General features: G+C 36.6%; 17 protein-coding genes and 1 other RNA gene. 15 read left to right on the forward strand and 3 right to left on the reverse strand.

Annotation, left to right across the window (positions count from 1 at the left end):
* Positions 1-14 precede the first annotated feature (14 nt).
* The 8 genes from tpiA to SH601_RS01665 all read left to right on the forward strand — a co-directional run bounded on the left by tpiA (position 15) and on the right by SH601_RS01665 (position 9104).
* Positions 15-773 carry a triose-phosphate isomerase gene (gene tpiA / locus SH601_RS01630; RefSeq protein ID WP_319956478.1) on the forward strand — a complete coding sequence of 253 codons (759 nt, stop codon included), beginning with the start codon at positions 15-17 and terminating at the stop codon, positions 771-773.
* Positions 770-2308, forward strand: coding sequence for a 2,3-bisphosphoglycerate-independent phosphoglycerate mutase (gene gpmI, locus SH601_RS01635; protein WP_319956479.1), 1539 nt, complete (start codon positions 770-772; stop codon positions 2306-2308). The genes tpiA and gpmI overlap by 4 nt, the downstream gene beginning before the upstream one ends.
* 24 nt (positions 2309-2332) lie before the next feature.
* The gene (gene eno, locus SH601_RS01640) at positions 2333-3619 is read left to right on the forward strand and encodes a phosphopyruvate hydratase (protein ID WP_319956480.1); all 1287 of its coding nucleotides are present in this window, start codon (positions 2333-2335) and stop codon (positions 3617-3619) included.
* A gap of 1127 nt (positions 3620-4746) precedes the next feature.
* On the forward strand, positions 4747-5211 hold the full coding sequence (locus SH601_RS01645) for a LytTR family DNA-binding domain-containing protein (protein WP_319956481.1): 465 nt from the start codon (positions 4747-4749) through the stop codon (positions 5209-5211).
* Positions 5201-5614, forward strand: coding sequence for a DUF3021 domain-containing protein (locus SH601_RS01650; protein ID WP_319956482.1), 414 nt, complete (start codon positions 5201-5203; stop codon positions 5612-5614). Before SH601_RS01645 ends, SH601_RS01650 begins: the two co-directional genes overlap by 11 nt.
* A 26-nt stretch (positions 5615-5640) precedes the next feature.
* Entirely contained in the window at positions 5641-6555 is a 915-nt protein-coding gene (locus SH601_RS01655) for an ABC transporter ATP-binding protein (protein WP_319956483.1), read from the forward strand.
* Positions 6556-6568: 13 nt separating this feature from the next.
* Positions 6569-7312, forward strand: coding sequence for an ABC transporter permease (locus SH601_RS01660; protein WP_319956484.1), 744 nt, complete (start codon positions 6569-6571; stop codon positions 7310-7312).
* Positions 7313-7844: 532 nt separating this feature from the next.
* The gene (locus SH601_RS01665) at positions 7845-9104 is read left to right on the forward strand and encodes a DUF5068 domain-containing protein (RefSeq protein ID WP_319956485.1); all 1260 of its coding nucleotides are present in this window, start codon (positions 7845-7847) and stop codon (positions 9102-9104) included.
* A 47-nt stretch (positions 9105-9151) separates the two neighbouring features.
* On the opposite strand, the gene ptsP is transcribed toward SH601_RS01665, so the two are convergent.
* The 3 genes from ptsP to SH601_RS01680 form a co-directional block, all read right to left on the reverse strand.
* The gene (gene ptsP, locus SH601_RS01670; protein ID WP_319956486.1) at positions 9152-10867 is read right to left on the reverse strand and encodes a phosphoenolpyruvate--protein phosphotransferase; all 1716 of its coding nucleotides are present in this window, start codon (positions 10865-10867) and stop codon (positions 9152-9154) included.
* A gap of 7 nt (positions 10868-10874) precedes the next feature.
* A complete protein-coding gene (locus SH601_RS01675; RefSeq protein ID WP_319956487.1) occupies positions 10875-11144 on the reverse strand; it encodes a phosphocarrier protein HPr in 270 nt (89 codons plus the stop codon).
* Between the two features lie 99 nt (positions 11145-11243).
* Positions 11244-12191 (reverse strand): alpha/beta hydrolase, encoded by a 948-nt coding sequence (locus SH601_RS01680; protein WP_319956488.1) that lies wholly within the window; start codon positions 12189-12191, stop codon positions 11244-11246.
* A gap of 368 nt (positions 12192-12559) precedes the next feature.
* Between SH601_RS01680 and secG the strand changes: the two genes are divergently transcribed.
* The 7 genes from secG (at position 12560) to SH601_RS01715 (ending at position 20553) form a co-directional block, all read left to right on the forward strand.
* Entirely contained in the window at positions 12560-12790 is a 231-nt protein-coding gene (gene secG, locus SH601_RS01685; protein WP_319956489.1) for a preprotein translocase subunit SecG, read from the forward strand.
* Between the two features lie 150 nt (positions 12791-12940).
* The gene (locus SH601_RS01690) at positions 12941-13681 is read left to right on the forward strand and encodes an alpha/beta hydrolase (RefSeq protein WP_319956490.1); all 741 of its coding nucleotides are present in this window, start codon (positions 12941-12943) and stop codon (positions 13679-13681) included.
* A 262-nt stretch (positions 13682-13943) separates the two neighbouring features.
* Positions 13944-16226 carry a ribonuclease R gene (gene rnr, locus SH601_RS01695; RefSeq protein ID WP_319956491.1) on the forward strand — a complete coding sequence of 761 codons (2283 nt, stop codon included), beginning with the start codon at positions 13944-13946 and terminating at the stop codon, positions 16224-16226.
* A 732-nt stretch (positions 16227-16958) separates the two neighbouring features.
* Complete coding sequence (gene smpB / locus SH601_RS01700; RefSeq protein WP_319956492.1) at positions 16959-17417, forward strand: SsrA-binding protein SmpB; 459 nt, start codon at positions 16959-16961, stop codon at positions 17415-17417.
* Between the two features lie 131 nt (positions 17418-17548).
* Positions 17549-17911: a transfer-messenger RNA gene (ssrA, locus tag SH601_RS01705) on the forward strand.
* Between the two features lie 222 nt (positions 17912-18133).
* Complete coding sequence (locus tag SH601_RS01710) at positions 18134-18556, forward strand: glycine zipper domain-containing protein (RefSeq protein WP_483401863.1); 423 nt, start codon at positions 18134-18136, stop codon at positions 18554-18556.
* A gap of 248 nt (positions 18557-18804) precedes the next feature.
* Entirely contained in the window at positions 18805-20553 is a 1749-nt protein-coding gene (locus tag SH601_RS01715; RefSeq protein WP_319956494.1) for a cache domain-containing sensor histidine kinase, read from the forward strand.
* Position 20554: the final 1 nt, after the last annotated feature.

A 20554-nucleotide genomic window follows, 5' to 3' on the forward strand; every position in this document is an offset into this window, starting at 1 on the left:
GAGAGGTGAAAAACATGCGTAAAAATGTAATTGCAGGAAACTGGAAAATGAACAAACTGCTTGGTGAAGCTGTTCAATTTGTAGAAGATACAAAAGCAAAAGTACCAAGCCATGATTCAGTAGAATCTATCGTTTGTGCACCTTTTCCTTACCTACCAACATTAGTTGAAAAAACAAAAGGAACAGATCTTAAAGTTGCTGCACAAAACATGCACTTTGAAGAAAGTGGAGCATTCACTGGGGAAGTAAGTCCTAGTATGCTTAGTGACATCGGTGTAACATATGTTGTACTTGGTCACTCTGAGCGTCGTGAAATGTTTGCTGAAACAGACGAAACTGTTAACAAAAAAACTCACGCAGCGTTTGCACACAACTTAATTCCAATTGTTTGTGTAGGTGAAACATTAGAAGAACGTGAAACAGAAAAAACAATGGAAGTTGTAGAAGCTCAAGTGAAAGCAGCACTTGCTGGACTTTCTGAAGAGCAAGTTAATCAAACGATCATTGCTTATGAGCCAATTTGGGCAATCGGTACTGGTAAAACCGCTACTTCTGAACAAGCTAATGAAGTATGTACACACATTCGTAAAGTAGTAGCAGATGCTGTATCTGCTGATGCTGGAGAAGCAGTACGTATTCAGTATGGTGGTAGTGTGAAACCTGCTAACGTAGATGAATTATTAGCACAGTCTGATATTGATGGTGCATTAGTAGGTGGAGCAAGTCTTGAAGCAGATTCTTTCTTACAGTTAGTGGAGGCTGGTGCAAAATGAGCCAAAACAAACTAGCAGCATTGATTATTCTGGATGGTTACGGAATAAGAAATGAAGAAAAAGGAAATGCGGTAAAACAAGCAAAAACACCAAATTTCGAGCGTTTTTGGAATAATTATCCGACTAACCAATTAACAGCATCAGGAGAATCAGTAGGTCTTCCTGATGGTCAAATGGGTAACTCTGAAGTTGGTCATTTAAACATTGGTGCTGGTCGTATTGTTTACCAAAGCTTAACACGTGTTAACTTATCAATTAAAGAAGGTGACTTCTTCGATAATAAAGTGCTAGTTGATGCTATTGATCATGCAAAAAACAATGATAAAGCATTACACGTATTTGGTTTGTTATCAGATGGCGGTGTACATAGTCATATTGAACATATGTATGCTGTATTGAAGCTTGCTGCTGATAAAGGATTAAAGAAAGTATATGTACATGCTTTCCTTGATGGTCGTGACGTAGACCAAAAATCAGCTAAGATTTACATCAATCAAGCTTTAGAGAAAATGGAAGAATTCGGCGTAGGAGAGTTCGCAACACTTTCTGGTCGTTATTATTCTATGGACCGTGATAAGCGTTGGGATCGTGTGCAAAAATCATACGACGCAATGGTTTACGGTGAAGGTCCTAAGTATACAGATCCAATCGAAGTTGTCGAAGATTCATATAAAAATGAAATCTATGATGAATTCGTTATTCCATCTGTTATTACAGATGAAAATGGTCAACCGAAAGCAACGATTGAAGATGAGGATTCTGTTATTTTCTATAACTTCCGTCCAGATCGTGCTATCCAAATTTCTCGTACATTTGCAAATGATGATTTCCGTGACTTCGACCGCGGTGAAAAAGCACCGAAAGACATTCATTTCGTTTGTATGACAAACTTCAGTGAAACAGTTGACGGCTATGTTGCTTATGAGCCTGTTAACTTAGATAATACAGTTGGGGAAGTTTTAGCGCAGAACGACCTTAAACAACTACGTATTGCTGAAACTGAGAAATATCCACACGTTACTTTCTTTATGAGTGGTGGACGTGAGCAAGAATTCCCAGGGGAAAAACGTATCTTAATTGATTCACCTAAAGTCGCGACATACGATTTGAAACCTGAGATGAGTGCATATGAAGTAACAGATGCATTGCTTCAAGAGTTAGATAAAGATGAGCTTAATGCAGTCATCTTGAACTTTGCTAATCCAGATATGGTAGGTCACTCTGGAATGCTTGAACCAACTGTTAAAGCGATCGAAACAGTCGATGAATGCCTAGGAAAAGTAGTCGATAAGATCCTTGAAAAAGGTGGACAAGCAATCATTACAGCTGACCATGGTAACTCTGATGAAGTAGTTACATTAGATGGTGATCCGATGACAGCTCACACAACGAACCCTGTTCCAGTTATAGTAACAAAAGACGGAGTAGAGTTACGTGATGGTGGTATCTTAGCTGATTTGGCGCCAACATTATTAGATTTATTAGATGTAGAAAAACCAAAAGAGATGACAGGCGATAGCCTTATTCAAAAATAATAATAAAAAAGGAGAGTTTCAATTATGCCTTACATTACAGACGTATTAGCACGCGAAGTATTAGATTCTCGTGGTAACCCAACAGTAGAAGTAGAAATTTTCACAGAGTCAGGAGCTTTCGGTTCTGCACTAGTTCCAAGTGGTGCATCAACAGGTGAACACGAAGCAGTAGAATTACGTGACGGTGACAAAGAGCGTTACCTTGGTAAAGGTGTACTAAAAGCAGTAGAAAACGTAAACGAAGTAATCGCACCAGAATTAATCGGTGTAGACGTTACTCGTCAAGTTGTAATTGACCAAATCTTATTAGATCTTGATGGTACAGAAAACAAAGGTAAATTAGGTGCCAATGCAATCCTTGGTGTATCTATGGCAGCAGCACATGCAGCAGCTGACTACTTAGGTGTACCATTATACATCTACTTAGGTGGATTCAATGCAACGACTCTTCCAACACCAATGATGAACATCTTAAATGGTGGAGAGCACGCAGATAACAACGTAGATATCCAAGAATTCATGATCATGCCTGTAGGTGCTCCAACATTCCGCGAAGCACTTCGTATGGGTGCAGAAGTATTCCATAGCTTGAAAAAAGTATTAAGTGGAAAAGGCTTGAACACTGGTGTTGGTGATGAAGGTGGATTTGCTCCTAACCTTGGTTCAAACGAAGAAGCACTTTCTACAATCATTGAAGCAATCGAAGCAGCTGGTTACAAACCAGGTGAAGAAGTAAAACTTGCAATGGACGTAGCGTCTTCTGAATTCTATGAAGATGGTAAATACAACCTTAAAGGTGAAGGCGTTGTTCGTAATTCTGAAGAAATGGTTGCTTGGTATGAAGAAATGATCAATAAATACCCAATCATCTCTATCGAAGATGGTTTAGATGAAAACGACTGGGAAGGTCACAAATTGTTAACTGATCGCATCGGTGATCGTGTACAATTAGTAGGTGATGACTTATTCGTTACAAACACTAAACGTCTTGCACAAGGTATCGAGCAAGGTGTAGGTAACTCTATCCTTGTTAAAGTGAACCAAATTGGTACACTTACTGAAACTTTCGAAGCTATCGAAATGGCTAAACGTGCTGGTTACACAGCAGTAATCTCTCACCGTTCTGGTGAAACAGAAGATGCAACAATTGCTGATATCGCAGTTGCTACAAACGCTGGACAAATTAAAACAGGTGCTCCTTCACGTACTGACCGCGTTGCGAAATACAACCAATTACTACGTATCGAAGACGAACTTGTTTCAACAGCTAAATACGCTGGTAAAACAGCATTCTATAACTTAAGTAAATAAGGCATTAGCCTAATCTACAGCACCCCTCTTTTTAAGAGTTGGGTGCTGTTTTTTTTTACGGTGAAAATGACCAATAAAGACGGCTTATCATAGACATAACTTTCACTTTTTCAAAAGTTGTGTCCATGAGACCGTTTATCATAGACATAACTTTCGCTTTTTCAAAAGTTGTGTCCATGAGATGGCTTATCACAGACATAACTTTCGCTTTTTCAAAAGTTGTGTCCATGAGACCGTTTATCATAGACATAACTTTCACTTTTTCAAAAGTTGTGTCCACGAGACCGTTTATCATAGACATAACTTTCACTTTTTTAAAAGTTGTGTCCATGAGACGGCTTATCACAGACATAACTGTCTCATTTTTAAAAGTTGTGTCCATGAGACCGTTTATCACAGACATAGTTTTCTCTTTTTTAAAAGTTATGTCCTTGAGTGCCAATATAAACTGATGAATCTCTCAATAAGTAATTAGTTACGCTATGTTTCTTATTCAGGTTTGGATCGCCTTATTCTGCGTCCTTTGATATACTCTATGTATTAGAGAGAGTGAGAAATGAGGCTATGCTGTAACTAAAGTCATCAAAACACAGGCATCGAAACAAAGTGAACAAGTAACGTCCAGCCCGCTCTCCAAGCGAATGAGATAACATGATTGCGTGATCAAGCGCAAAGAGAGTAGTCAGTATCATCTGAGTCTCATCGAACAAAACAACCTGATTCCTGAATCTATATCACGGTACAAACGTCTGTAAAAAACTTACTCATCGAAACCTCCTTTATTAGCAGTATTACCAAACTAAAGGTCAACACAATTCTAGAAACCGGGCACCTTATTTGTCTTGGCATATGACTCTATTTGCGCATCCCAAAAACAAGCGTGTAGAACAGGAACAAAAATGAACGGGGAAAAAACCCAACACATTCGCTAATCTATCTCAAGCATAAGTTTAGCCGCGTGTTGGGTATTTTTCTATAAACCTGACTTTTAAGCGCTTACCTTTTGAAATGAATGAAAAGCATCTTATTCATGTAAAATTGTATGTTATGTTTTAAAAAACGCGACTAATGAATTAGTATCCCAAAAAAGAAGTCATGTACAGCATAATACAATAAGGGGTGAAACTATGAAAGTAATAATCGATATTGATCCCGAAAATGATGATGAGTGTCAAGTAACGATTCATGCGAAAGAGTGGACAAAGGAGGTCGAGGAACTTGTTCAACTGTTAAAAAAGAGACAACCAAAACGGATAGTGGCAGTACAAGAAGATAGATCGATCGTTTTAGACCCTGAGGAAATTGATTTCTTTTATGCTAGAGATCGGAAAGTATTTGCTTCCAGTCACGGTAACTGTATGGAGTTAAAAATGAAATTATATGAAATTGAAGAAATGCTGAGTAATAGAGGATTTATCCGCTTTTCCAAGTCTGTTGTAGGTAATATAAATCAAATCGATCACTTTGAACTATCGTTTAATGGAACGTTGTGTGTTTATTTTAAATCAGGAAGCAAGGAATATGTGAGTAGGAAATATGTTAATGAGCTAAAAGCACAGATCATGGAAGGAGGGGAACCTCATGATCGTTGAAGGACTAAAAAGAATATTATTCGGTGTAGCTGCAGGAAGTTTGATAACCTATGCTGTGCTTTCTCTTCTAGTTTTTCAAGACGTTGATTCATCGATAAAAGAAATATGGAAGCATTGGTCTGGTAGTATGCTGATGGGAATTTATTATAGCTTTGCCTCCGTGATATTTGAGCTAGAAAGATGGAGCGTTCTAAAACAGACAGTAATACATTTAGTTTTGACTATGATCGTTTTTTTTCCAACAGCCATTGTGATAGGCTGGATTCCTTTTAACCTGTTATCACTGACCATAGGTCTAGCAATATTTTTAATACTCTATTCGATCGTGTGGGTTAGTGTATATTTCCGCTATAAGAACATAGAAAAAAGCATGAACGAACGTATAGATCGAGAACATCAATAAAAATTATTTTGGGAGGAGGTGTTTAGATGATTGATGCGCAATCTGTTAGTAAATCTTATGGTTCTGTTCAAGCATTGAATAACTTACAGTTTCAAATTGATGCAGGAAGTTGTTTTGGTTTAGTTGGACCAAATGGTGCTGGTAAATCTACTTTTATAAAAATATTGGTAGGTATCTTGCAAAAGTTTGACGGGGATATTCAAGTATTTAATAAGTCTGTGAAACAGAGGCGGCTAGCGGTTAAGAACTTTATCGGATATGTACCCCAAGATATTTGCTTAGAGGAGTTTTTAACGGCTAAGGGGAATCTAATATATTTTGGCAAGTTATATGGCTTATCAGGTGAACATTTGCGCAAACGAATTCACACAGTGTTGGATCAAATTGGACTAACTGATAAGGCGAATCAAAAAGTAACAGAGTTTTCTGGAGGGATGAAACGTAGCTTGAATATAGGTTGTGCTATTCTTCATCAACCTTCTTTAGTCGTGTTAGATGAACCCACTGTTGGGATTGATCCACAATCAAGGCATGCTATTTTCAACCTTATTCAGCAATTAAAAGAGAAGGGAAGTACCGTTATCTATTCTAGTCACTATATGGAAGAAGTGGAGCAAATCTGCAATAGTGTTGGTTTTATTGACAAAGGAAAATTAGTGGAACATGGCTCCATGCAGCATGTGCTGAATAAACATCGCAATGCATCTATTTTTATTTCTGCTGATGGAATTAGTAAAGAAGAATTATCTGTATATGGCGAAACGATTGAGCAGAAGAATGGATTCACTGTGAACTGTGATGATCCGCTCCTAACAATGGGAAAAATGGTTGAACAATTTTGGCAAAATGGAATTAATCCGGAGCGATTGGAATTGAGTCATACAAGATTAGAAGATATTTTCTTCTATTTAACTGGTACCCAATTAAGGGATAATGGATAGGAGTGGATGATAGATGTGGGCAATTACTACAGTTGAATTAAAAAAGCAGCTGCAGGATAAAGGGATTTGGTTCTGGACTTTTATCTTACCAATTATTTTTATTGTTGGTTTTATTGCGATATTTTCCGGCATGAATGAAATGGAGCCAGAGCAATTAGTGACACAAATAGTACCCGGTTATATTATTATGTTCAGTTTCTTTATTATGATTTCGATGGTGGTTACATTTCTAAAAGCTCGAGATAGTGGAATGGTTGCACGAGTTGCAAGTACACCTTTACCATTAGAACGTTTTCTTATTGGGAAATGGTTGCCGTTTTTTATCATTGTAATCCTTCAAATTGTCGTATTATTATTATTTGGCGTAATTGTTTATGACTTACCGTTAGGTGATCCTGTTGCGTTAACGGTAATATCCTTTATGCTTGCTTTTCTTTCTACTAGTTGGGGGATGGCGATGTCGTTATTAGTGAAAACGGAAAATATGGGTATAGCACTAACACAAGTTATTGCTTTAGGAGGGGCAGTGCTTGGTGGATTATGGATGCCATTAGAAATTATGCCAAATACCATGCAGTTGATAGCGAAGTTTCTGCCGCAATATTGGGCGCTGGAAGGGTTTCAAACTATTTTACAAGATGATGGTCATGTTATTGATATAGGCTTATCTTTATTGATTTTGTTGGGATTTAGTTTGGTAGGTTGTGTAATATCTTTCGTTAGCTATCCCCATTTTCTTAGGCAATCAAGAAGTTAGAATGATAAAGATTCAAGATTTTGTGATAAGCTGTTATAAAGGATACAATACACTTACTCTCAAGAACAGGAAGAATCTGCTGTTTTACCTTCAAAGCAAGATGCACCTTATCAGATATTTTGTGGAACATAATAGAAGTAAAAAGATTGCCCCAAAAAACGTTGGGCAGTCTTTTTCGTTCGTTTCAATATCTACATTTTAAACGGTGACATTTTTGCTCGTAAAGCTTGCGCCATTTCAGTTAACGATTTCGCTATGCTTGTAATTTTCATTACTTTGGATACTTGTTCTATCGAGAAAAATCTATTTTTAGAATCCTACTATTATCCTATTTATGAGGTGTTCAAGATACCATAAGTTACTAAAAGCCCTGAGGGGATAAGGATGAAAAATGGAAACAATGCGTATTATCACGAAAAATAAGCTAATAGTCATAGGTTTATAGAATTATCAATATTTTCCTTTTATACTTGATTATTCCATTGCGTTGTAATATTATAAAAAAGCATGACAAAAAAAGGAGATGACAATATTGTTCAGAAAAAGTTTATTCATGCTGTTAATAGTAATATTTGCTATTTTTGTGGCTGGTTGTAACAATGATACAACAGATGCAGAAATAGAAGAGAACAGTGATGAGTCCAATGAAGAAGTCGAGGCAACAACTGAAGAAAATCAAGATAATGATGAAGATGAAACAGAGACGTCAGCGTCTACATCCAATTTTTCCGAACTAATTGCTTATATGGAAGAAAAAACAGAAGGTACAGCTAATGTATTGTATGAAAGTGAGCAATCATCTGAGCATGAAATGGAAGGTGTTACGACTTCCATAAACGGTTATTCACTAGTTGAATTAGCAGATTTTCATATGGATTTCAGTATTCCTTTTGGAGATGAAACAGATGGAGCTGTCTTATTAGCGCAAATTACGGTATCAAATGATACAGATGAAGATGCCTATTATATGCCAACATTTTACCTATCTTATACAGGTGCAGACAAACACTTTAATACATACAGACAATTGTTGCCGGATGAAGAATTAATAGAGTATTATCTGTCTCCAGATAACAATTATTTAGTGGAAGCGGGTGAATCCATCACAGGTTATGTAGCTTATCCTTTCGGTGAATCTATTTTGGATGATGTGTTAGATGAAGGTACTGTGATGATAGATGTTCCAGCACCACATGCTACAGAAGGGGAGTTCACTGATACATTTGGTGAAGAAAGTAGTTTCCAAATAGGATTAAGTGACGAAGGAACGGAAACAGCTGAGGCAAACCAAAGCTTTTATCGAGATAGGGTAACTGCTAATAACATGGGAGAAAAGGTTATGCTGGAAGAGGTGCAAGATATGGGAGAAACCGAAGAAGTAAGTGACTTTGTCATTACGCTTGATGGTTATCAGTTCACTGAATTTACCCCTAATGAGGAAGAAGCTCCTAGGTTTGAAAGTTTTGAAAATGGGATGGTACTCTTAACAACTAAGTTTCTTATCGACAATAGCAGTGATTCAGATATTGCTTTAACTTCTATGTCATCGAAACTTTCGGTAAATGATGGATCGGATTATGTATTAGGAGAAGGTATGTTACTTGATTATAGAAATAATTCCTTAATAGAATCAGGTGAATCAGGTGAGTTATTACAAGTTTATGTATTAGACAAAGAATATTACGAACAGATTTGGAAAGACAAGGCTTTTGAAGTGGAACTTGGACCAATGGTTGGTCGAGAAGCAAAAGATATTTCTAAAGGAAAAACAGTAAACTTCTCATTAAAATAATAGCTAAAACAAACGACTCAGAAGCGATTCTGAGTCGTTTTTAAGTATTACTGATTTGTTTTCTCGCGAACGAATGCTTCTACTTCATCAGCTGTGTTCATGCTTAACAGTTGATCTTTGTATGAAGCTAATTCTTCTTTAGATAGATCTTTAATTTGTGTACGAGCTGGTAAGATAGATGTCGCACTCATACTGAACTCATCAAGACCTAATCCAAGTAGAATTGGAATTGCGATAGAATCGCCGGCCATTTCACCACACATTCCAGCCCATTTACCTTCAGCGTGTGCTGCTTCAATAACATTGTTTACAAGGTTAAGGATTGCTGGATGATATGGTTGGTATAGGTAGCTAACACGCTCGTTCATTCGGTCAGCTGCTAATGTATATTGGATTAAGTCATTTGTCCCAATACTAAAGAAGTCAACTTCTTTTGCGAATTGGCGAGCAATGACAGCTGTTGAAGGAATCTCGACCATAATACCAACTTCGATATTATCAGATACTTCAACACCTTCTTTTGTTAAATTATCTTTCTCTTCAAGTAATAGACCCTTCGCTTGACGGAATTCGTCTAATGTAGCAATCATTGGGAACATGATTTTTAAATTACCGTATACACTTGCACGTAATAATGCACGTAACTGTGTTCGGAAAATATCATCACGTTCTAGACAAAGACGAATTGCACGGTATCCAAGGAATGGGTTCATTTCTTCTGGTAACTCAAGGTATGGTAATTCTTTATCGCCACCGATATCCAATGTACGAACAACGACAGGCTTGTCTCCCATCTGTTCTAAAACAGATTTATAAGCATCAAATTGTTCATCTTCTGTTGGAAGTTCTTTTTTACCCATGTATAAGAACTCAGTACGATAAAGTCCAACACCTTCACCACCATTGTTAATAACACCTTCTACATCATCAGGTGTACCAATGTTGGCTACTAATTCAGCGTGAGCTCCATCTTTAGAGACAGTAGGCTCATCTTTTAGTTTTGCCCATTCAGCTTTTTGCTTTTCGAAGCTTTCTTGTTTCGCACGGTAAGTGCTTACTTCTTCATCAGTTGGATTGATAATAACTGTACCATCAATACCGTCAACGATGACCATATCACCTTCGTTTACTTGTGTAGTTACTTCTTTCGTACCTACAACTGCTGGAATTTCTAGTGAACGTGCCATAATTGCTGAGTGAGAAGTACGACCACCGATGTTGGTTGTAAACCCTTGTACAAATTGTTTATTCAATTGTGCTGTATCAGAAGGAGTTAAATCTTCTGCAATGACAATTACTTCTTCATTTATTAAAGCTGGATTCGGGAAAGAAACCTGTAATAAATGTGCCATTACTCGTTTTGTAACATCCTTAATATCAGCCGCGCGTTCTCTCATATATTCGTTGTCCATACTCTCGAACATTTGAATAAACATTTGTGCAGTTTCATCTAATGCGAATTCAGCATTCACTTTTTCTGACTCAATTTTATCCTTAATTGGATTAATAAGCTCAGGGTCACCAAGTACAAGTAAGTGAGCAGAAAAGATTTCGGCATGCTCATCACCAAGTGAAGCACGAGCATGTTCTTTAATTTTTTCCAACTCAGATTTAGAAACGTCAAGCGCGTTCATTAAACGCTCTACTTCATGCTTTGTATCTTCAACCTCGCTTTTTTTAAAAGAAAGGTCAGGGATAGCAAGTTTATATGCTTTTGCAATTGCTACCCCATTCGATGCTGCAATACCAGTTAATTGACTCATGTATAAATTACTCTCCTAGACCTTCAGACTTGATTACGTCTACTACTGCGTCAACAGCTTCTTGTTCGTCAGAACCTTCAGCAGAGATTTTGATTTCAGCACCTTGAGGGATACCTAGAGACATAACACCCATGATTGATTTTAAGTTGATTGATTTGCCGTTATATTCTAAGTTCATATCAGATGCAAAGCTACCTGCTTTATTCACTAGCACTGTTGCTGGACGTGCGTGAACTCCTGTTTCATCTGTAATTGTTACTGTTTTTTCTACTGCCATAATAAAGAAACCTCCTAATAATATTTAAAGTTGTCATACACTCTAATTTTACTCTTAAATCAAGGTGTATTCAAGAGAAATAATAAAGTAACATGCTTATTATAAAGATTGTGTTAAGTTGTGACAAGTCATTTGTCTATTAATCCATGTGACAATCTCGTGAAATATGTCGATTTTATTCGTTTCGTTCAAGATTTCATGCCGTTTTTCCTCATATAGATGTAAATCAATATTTTTTACACCGAGCGTTTGATAAAAGTCCACACACTTTTCGACACCTTGTCCATATTGTCCAACAGGGTCATCTTTCCCACTTAGGAAAAGTAAAGGTAGACCAGTTGGGATTAATTTATTTTTTTCCTTTGACTGAATCAATTGTATCCCTGTATATAGATCATAGAAAAATTGATTGGTTGGGATAAATCCACATAATTTGTCTTCTTCATATTGCTCAACTTCTTTATGAACAGAGCATAACCAATCAAAATCTGTCTGCTTATCCGTATGCTTGTTATAGCCTAAAAAAGTTAGTTTATTCATCAATTTTGCTTCTTTATTTTTACCTCTAAACATAGTGGTTACTTTTGCTGCTTGTTTTGCAACATTTAGTAAGCTGTTTGGTTGAAAAGAAGTACCGATTAAAATAACTCCTGTTAAATATTGAGGTGTAAGCATTATATATCTTCTGCTAATGAAAGAACCCATGCTGTGTCCAACTAAAAAAATTGGCAGTTGTTTGTTATTCTCTCTTATCATTTCGGTTAATTCAATGCAATCATAAACAACACGGTCAAATCCATTTTTCTCCGCAAAGAAGCCTTGTGTGTTATTTTTTTCACCAGTTTTACCGTGACCACGATGATCATGACCGTAGACAGTAATGCCTTGTTCTGTTAAATATGTAGCAAACGCATCGTATCTTTCTATATGTTCCACCATACCGTGCGCAATCTGCACAATTGCTTTTGGTGGGGTAGGGCTGTGCCAACATTTTACGTGAATTTCATGTTGATCTTTCGTTGTGTACCAGAATGATTCTTTCTTCATGTTTGTTCACACTCCTTTCCGTACCGCTAATGGGTATACTATTATGTACGCTATACTCCATGATAAGTTTCATCTATATAATAATCTTTGGAAAACAATCATGGATAAGCTTACTTGAAAACGATACTTTGGGCAATGATTTTTGGAAGATTTTCAAAAATATAAACGAAGAAAGAAGTTTGATGAACGAAGTATAAGATATTACTGCTTTAGAAGTTATCGAAGTGCAGCAAGGTAAATCTGTAAACTACTTATCAGGAAGTTAGCACCGTGATAAAAAGTCTAAATTAGTAAATAATTCTTGCTATTTGTTATCCTTTTTGCTACATTGTAGTTATGTATTTGTACGTCTAAGGGGGGTTTGCAACATGGTAACAGTTGCAATGACTTTATTAATTATTGATGCCATCGTTTTAATTGTATTTGTATTATTACAATCAGGTAAAAGTGCTGGACTATCAGGTGCAATCGCTGGTGGTGCGGAGCAATTATTTGGAAAACAAAAAGCAAGAGGTATTGACGCTGTATTACACCGTGGAACAGTGATTACAGGTGTACTATTCTTTGTCCTTACGTTTGCTCTTGCATACTTATTATAATTCAAATTTGGGCAATAAATATAGCATCAATAAACATCCTTTGCTACGTGCGGAGGATGTTTTTTCATATCTTTATTAGGGAATGTGAAAAAGTATAATAGGGAAAGATAGAAAAAATGAAGGGAATTCGCGAAAGGGGTTTACATAGAAATGAAGATGAAGCAACCAGAACCATTTATGTTTGAAGGAGATGAGCGTGCCGTATTATTACTACATGGCTTTACAGGTCACTCTGCAGACATGCGAATGCTTGGACGATATTTGAATAACGAAGGTTATACTTGTTATGCACCAATATATCGTGGTCATGGTAAATCACCAGAAGAATTAATTGGTGTAACAGCAGAGGATTGGTGGGAAGATGTGCAACAAGCATATCAAGAATTGAAAGATAAAGGTTATCAAAAAATCGCGGTTATTGGTCTTTCTTTAGGTGGTGTTCTAGGTTTACGATTAGCAGGTAATACACCATTACAAGCTGTTATAACGATGTGTTCACCGATGTTTTTTGATAATGAGCAGCAACTAACAATCGGGTTCCGTCAATTTGCTAAAGATTATAAGAAACTTGAAGGAAAAGAAGATGATGTGATTCAAGCGGAAGTAGAGCAGTTAGTAGACGACTCGAAGGAACTATTCCAAGAAATTGCGACTTCCATCGAAAAAGTGAAAGAAACGGTTGATATGATTTATACACCGACATTTGTCGTACAAGCAACAAATGATCAAATGATAAATACGGAAAGTGCTAATTATATATATGACAGTGTAGAGTCAGACCAAAAGCAAATAACATGGTATGACAATGCTGGACACGCGATTACGTTTAGTAAAGAAAAAGATAAAGTACATCAGGATGTTGCGCAATTTTTAGCATCATTAGATTGGTAAGAAGAAAAAAGCTAAATTGCCGAGTTGTCGACATGCAAATTTAGTTCAATAACCACTTTTATCACGGTGCAAACGTCCGTAAAACCCCCACTTCAAGCTTCGAGTGAAAACGAGGAAGCTAAGCGGGGGATAAACGGACGCTAACTCCCTGATAAGTTTCGCTAACAATCAATGGGAGTGAAAAACTCACACTGATTGAAGTCTCGCTTTATAATTTTTAATCTAATAAACAATACTAATCATAAAAGAAAGAGGTGACGATATGGAACAATTACAACAACAAATTTTAGACTACTTTGACAACAATGCTGAAAAACCTCTATCTGTACAGGAAATAGAAGAAATTCTTGGACTGACAGATGCAGACCAATTTACCGAATTAATCAAGGCACTTAACCATTTGGAGGATACTGGGCAGTTAATTCGCACGCGCAAAAATCGTTACGGATTACCAGAGAAAATGAATTTAGTCCGAGGAACGATTCAAATGCATGCAAAAGGATTTGCCTTTTTGATTCCAGAAGATGAAGCGATGGATGATGTATATATTAACCAAGCTGACTTAGCTTCTGCGATGAATGGTGATAAAGTTTTTGTTCGAGTAGATAAGCGTGATGATGATGGGAAAAGGGCGGAAGGTGTCGTTGTCCGCATTATTGAACGCGCGATGAAAGAGATTATTGGTACTTTTGAGGATAATGGAGCATTCGGATTTGTTATTGCAGATGATAAGCGAATCCCCAATGATATTTTCGTTCCTAAAGGTCAAACAAAAGGAGCCGTTGATGGTCATAAAGTAATTGTAGAAATTACGAAATATCCTGAAGGTAGAATGAGTGCAGAAGGTAGTGTAGTCGAAATACTTGGTCATAAAAATGATCCAGGGATGGATATTGTGTCGATCATTTATAAAAATGGTATTGCAATTGATTTTCCGCCAGAAGTATTGGAGCAAGCACACAATATTTCCGAGGAAATAAATGAAGATGAATTGAAAGACCGTCGCGATTTACGTAATGAAACAATTGTTACGATTGATGGTGCAGATGCGAAGGATTTAGATGATGCAGTAACAGTGAAAAAACTTGATAATGGTAACTATAAATTAGGTGTATATATTGCTGACGTTACTCATTATGTCAAAGAAGATTCTCCGATAGATAAGGAAGCATTTGAACGAGGGACAAGTGCCTATTTAGTTGACCGTGTTATACCAATGATTCCTCATCGTTTATCCAATGGTATTTGTTCATTAAATCCACAAGTAGATCGACTTGTTTTGGGTTGTGATATGGAGATTAATGCAAGTGGTGAAGTGGTTAATCATGAGATCTTCCAAGCTGTTATTAACACAACGGAACGAATGACATATAAAGCAGTCAATCAAATATTAGTGGATCATGATGAGAAGGTTATGGATCGTTATGAAACATTAGTACCAATGTTTCGAGATATGGAAGATTTAGCATCTATCTTAAGGAGTAAACGTTTTGGGCGTGGTGCGATTGATTTTGATTTTAAAGAAGCACAAGTATTAGTAGACGCTAAAGGAAAAGCACAGGATGTTGTTATTAGAGAACGTTCTGTGGGTGAACGTCTAATTGAGGAGTTTATGCTATGTGCCAATGAAACGGTAGCAGAGCATTTCCACTGGATGGATGTTCCGTTTATTCATCGTATTCACGAAGATCCAGATCCAACGAAACTACAAACATTTTTTGAATTTATCGCACGTTTCGGCTATGTTGTAAAAGGCACATCCAATGAAATTCATCCACAAGCATTACAGAATGTATTAGATGAAGTTGCTGGAACTGACGAAGAAATGATTATTTCTAAACTAATGCTACGTTCGATGAAACAAGCTAAATATGACCCGCAAGGAATAGGACATTTTGGGTTAGCGACAGATTTCTATACACACTTCACTTCGCCAATTCGAAGATATCCGGATTTAATTGTGCATCGTCTAATTCGTACTTATTTATTGGAAAATAAATTAGATGGTAAGACAAGACAGCATTGGAAAGATAAAATGCCTGTTATTGCCCAACAAGCGTCAATGAAAGAAAGAGCTTCAGTAGATGCAGAACGTGAAGTAGATGACTTGAAAAAAGCTGAATTTATGCAAGAGAAAATCGGTGAAGAGTATGAAGGGGTTATTAGTTCAGTAACGAATTTTGGCTTGTTTGTAGAATTGCCAAACACGGTAGAAGGTCTTGTTCATGTTAGTTATTTGACAGATGACTACTATCATTTTGATGAAAGAGCATATGCAATGATCGGTGAGAGAACAGGGAATGTATTTCAAGTAGGTGACACGATCACAGTAAAGGTTGCCCAAGTGAATATTGATGAGCGTGCAGTCGATTTTGAAATAGTTGGTATGAAGCCGAGAAAGCAAAGGCCATCAAAAGAAGGAAAAGTAATTCATGCTAAACGTGATAAAGGGAAAAAAGGTGGCCTGAAGAAAACCGCCAAAAAAGCCCAAAAATCACGAGCTGGTGGTAATAAAAATAAGAAAGATCGCAAGAAGAAAAAGTAAACAAAACGAGGCAGAACATTGCATGAAAAGCAACGATCTGCCTCGTTTTTTGTTGTCTAAAAGCGATAATGGATGGTGGCTCATGTTAGTTATTCCATGAAATGTGCTCACTCATTCTACTTCTAGTGAGTGGTAGATAATCGCTGCGTCAGAATACTCCGCTTTCACCCTCGGGGCACAAGCGCAACATCTATTCAAGCACAGACCGCTTTCAGAGTGTTTTCTATGCCATAGGCACGGCTTCAACTAACTTTTCAATAAGAACGGTTGAAAAGTGGATTTTCAACTCGCGCTGTTCCCATAGGAGTCTCCGTATTCTGCCTTCGCTTTGGTTATATTCTCTATTGGAAGAGAGAGGAATACTTACATTTCATGTCCTTTGACTAAGTGCATTCCTTTTGGATATGAATCATCGTATTTCCACTTACAAACAGTAGATCACATCACATAGCGGAGACAAAACACGAAGACTCTTGCGGGAAAAGTACGAGTTGAAGATCCATTTTCATGAAGTGATCTGCTTCATAAAAATTAGCTGAAGCCGTACCCGAAGAAAGCGTAGTGTTTTGTCGGAGCTAATGCCAGCGCTTATCATCAATAGAATGGGAGAAAACCTATATCGCTTTTAGACATTGATCGTTTAGTGCTAAATGAGTATTATTCAGTTTCTATTCGCGCGTTTCTTTTTTTTTTGTTAAAATAGTCATTACGTAGCTATAGGAGGAACGGAAGATGGCAAAAAATGATGGAAAAGTTATCGCACAAAATAAAAAAGCAAATCATGATTATTTTATTGAGGAAACATTTGAAGCTGGGTTAGTGCTTCAAGGGACAGAGATAAAATCAATTAGAGCTGGTCGTGTCAATTTAAAAGACAGCTTCGCGACGATTAGACAAGGAGAAGCATACATTAACAACATGCATATTTCTCCGTATGAGCAAGGGAATCGTTTTAATCATGAGCCAACTCGTGCTCGAAAATTATTACTACACCGTAAACAAATTGATAAACTGATCGGTGAAAGTAAACAGGCAGGATACTCGATTGTCCCATTAAAAGTTTATATTAAAAATGGTTTTGCTAAAGTATTGATTGGTCTTGGAAAAGGTAAGAAAAAATATGATAAACGAGAAGACTTAAAACAGAAACAAGCAAAACGAGATATGGATCGAGCAATTAAAGACAGATAGAACAAAATTTACCAATATATATATCTTGAATTAAATATATTTTGTGGTATACTAGTCTTATCGGCAAGACATCTATAATTGAATAATCTATTGAGCACATCTGCTCTTGTCCGTTTTCCTTATATTTATATGGGGACGTTACGGATTCGACAGGGGTAGGTCGAGCTCAGGTTGCGCGTCGAGGTTACGACTCGTAAAACGTTAACGCCAATAATAACTGGCAAAGAAAACAATTACTCTTTAGCAGCTGCGTAAGCACTGTTAAAGGATCCTTCCTACTATCGCCCATGTGGTAGATTGAAGGGTCTCACTTATTAGTGGGCTACGCTATTATCCTCCGTCTGCGGATCAATAGAAGAGACTAATCAGACTAGCTACTTGGACGCCTGTTGGTAGGCATAAGAGCTAGCGAATCCGTAATATACCAACTACACGTGTAGAAGCCTGAGTGCCGATATCCTTGGACGTGGGTTCGACTCCCACCGTCTCCACCAATACATAATTGGTGGTTTTTTTATTGCCTAAAATTGTTTAATCTATATTTTTATCTAAAAGAGCGAATAGACTTCCTCTTCAAGCAGCTTACAAGGATGTTAAGTGGGAAAGTAGTTCAAGCAAAAAAATTATCCAACTTTATTAAATATAATGAAACATCTTCCTTTGTTCAATCGTATGTATAGTAACCATGCACATGGGAGGTTACGCAAGTGAACAACATGATCAATAAATTAGAAGAATGGAATAATGATCCGAAATTTTCAAGCATGATTAATTTGAAAAAAAGTAAAAAAATAATTGATAAGTTGGAACAATTCGCGGAAGAGTCAGAAATAGCAAGAAGATATTTAGCAGAAATAGAAGAGCATATAAACTCTTTTCATTTAGATATGGTTCCTGAAGATTTCAAAGGTTGGAAACAAACGTTGTCTAATGCGAAGTCTTACTTAATAAAGGAACATAATTGTGTGGAAGAAGGTCATTACATGGCTTTATACATGAGTGTAGGTATTTCTTTTGGTGTTTTATTTGGTTTAATGTTAGATAATATTGCATTAGGTATTCCATTAGGTCTCCCAATTGGTTTAGGGGTTGGACTTGCATTGGATGAAAAAGCGAAGAAAAAAGGATTAGTGATATAAGTATTGTTATATGCAAAATAATAAGCAATAATCTTAATAACATGATAGAAATAGTCCCTAAAATATATCATGGAGGCAAAAGATATCGTGTCTTTGTTGAATGATGGGGATATGACATGAATATATTAGTGAGGTAAGTGTTACTTATGACAAAAGTCTATGTAGCACTTTTTTGATTGTAATTAAATTGACTTCACCAATCATTGCCATTTATACTATTTGTAAGCGTTAACAAGTGGAGGGGTTCTATGATTAATAAGCTTCGTCTACAGTTTTTGAATTTACGCCTTAAGTATAAAATGGTTATCCTCACGTCTTTAGTGCTCCTCGCTTTTAGTATTGGCGGTTTATCTATTTTGCAATATGCGTTTCATCTTTATAATAAGGAGATCTATCGACAATCTGCCCAGGCTCTTCAAGTTTCCGCTAATTCTGTTGAAGCAGAATTGAAAAAAATGGAGCGGTTATCTTACCAAATTGCAACAGACACTTATGTACAAACATATTTACTCGATTTAAGTAAGACAGACTCTAGTTACATACAGTTTTTAATTGGAAATGATCTTCGTACAAGATTACTCCATATCGGTGCTTTAAATAAATATGTCCAATCGATTCAAGTTTATGATCAGCATAACAAAGAGTATGCAAGTGGGAATTTAATGAGAAACCTATCGGAAGAACGGTTAGTAATGATGAAGGAGGCAGCTGAAAAAGAAAAAGGCGGAGTGAGCTGGCTTTCTCCTATGGATCAGGACCAAACAGTAATGGCTGTTCGAGCAATTCGAGAATATAACGATTTTACCTTTGAACAATTAGGTTTTATGGGGATACGAGTTGATATTATTGAATTGATGGATGAACTAACTCGTAATGTAAAGGAACAAGAAACGAATTTTTTTATCTTTGATCAAGATGAACAGCCAATATTTACGAGTACAAGTGGATTTGAAGATGTCAAACCATCTAAATTTATTGAGCATGATGCCGGTTATCAGATGATAAGATATAATGGAGAACGTTATTTTCTAACCTACTCAGAAGATAATCACTTAGACTGGACATATATGATTTTAACACCATATAGTAATCTTTTTACTGTTATTACTCAAGCACGAACAGCTGTATTTCTTACGTATTTTGTTCTTTTTTTACTAATGATATTTTTAGGGTCCAAGTTTACTGGTACGATTGTGAATCCGATTGAAAGTTTAAATAAAAAAATGAAGAAAGTACAGACTGGTGATATGACTTATGGTGACGAAGATATGGAAATAACAAAAGATGAAGCAGGCGAGATGCATGAGAACTTCCAAAAAATGATGGCACAAATTCATTATTTAATAGAAGAGAATTATAAAAAGCAATTATTGATTAAAGAATCAGAGTTTAATGCGTTACAAGCACAAGTTAATCCGCATTTTTTATATAATACATTAGATTCGATAAATTGGTCCGCCAAAATAGCGGGTGAACAGAAAATATCACAAATGGCAGAATCGTTAGGTTTTGTGTTACGAGCATCCATTAATATGAAAGATACGATGATTCCGCTGAAGGAAGAGATAGCGATTGTTGACCACTATATAACAATCCAATCGTATCGTTTTGCTGAAAGGTTGGCTTTTTCGAAAGATATACCAGAACAATTAGTATCTATCTTTGTCCCGAAGTTTATTATCCAGCCTTTAGTTGAAAATGCTATTCGTTATGGTTTGCAAGAGATGATAGGCACATGTACTATCCAACTAGTAATTATAGAAACAGAAGATACTATTGTGATAACAGTTGAAGACAATGGCCCAGGAATGGAAGAGGCTTATGTGAAACAAATTTTATCAGGTGATTTTCAACCGAAAGGGACAGGGATTGGATTACGAAATATTAATGATCGTGTCCAGCTTTTGTTTGGAGAAGCTTATGGACTTGCAATGAAAAGTGATATTGATAAAGGTACAGTCGTTTCCATTACATTACCAAAGGAGGATCGCAACTAAC

Source organism: Gracilibacillus pellucidus (assembly GCF_033949965.1).
Lineage (GTDB): Bacteria > Bacillota > Bacilli > Bacillales > Amphibacillaceae > Gracilibacillus > Gracilibacillus pellucidus.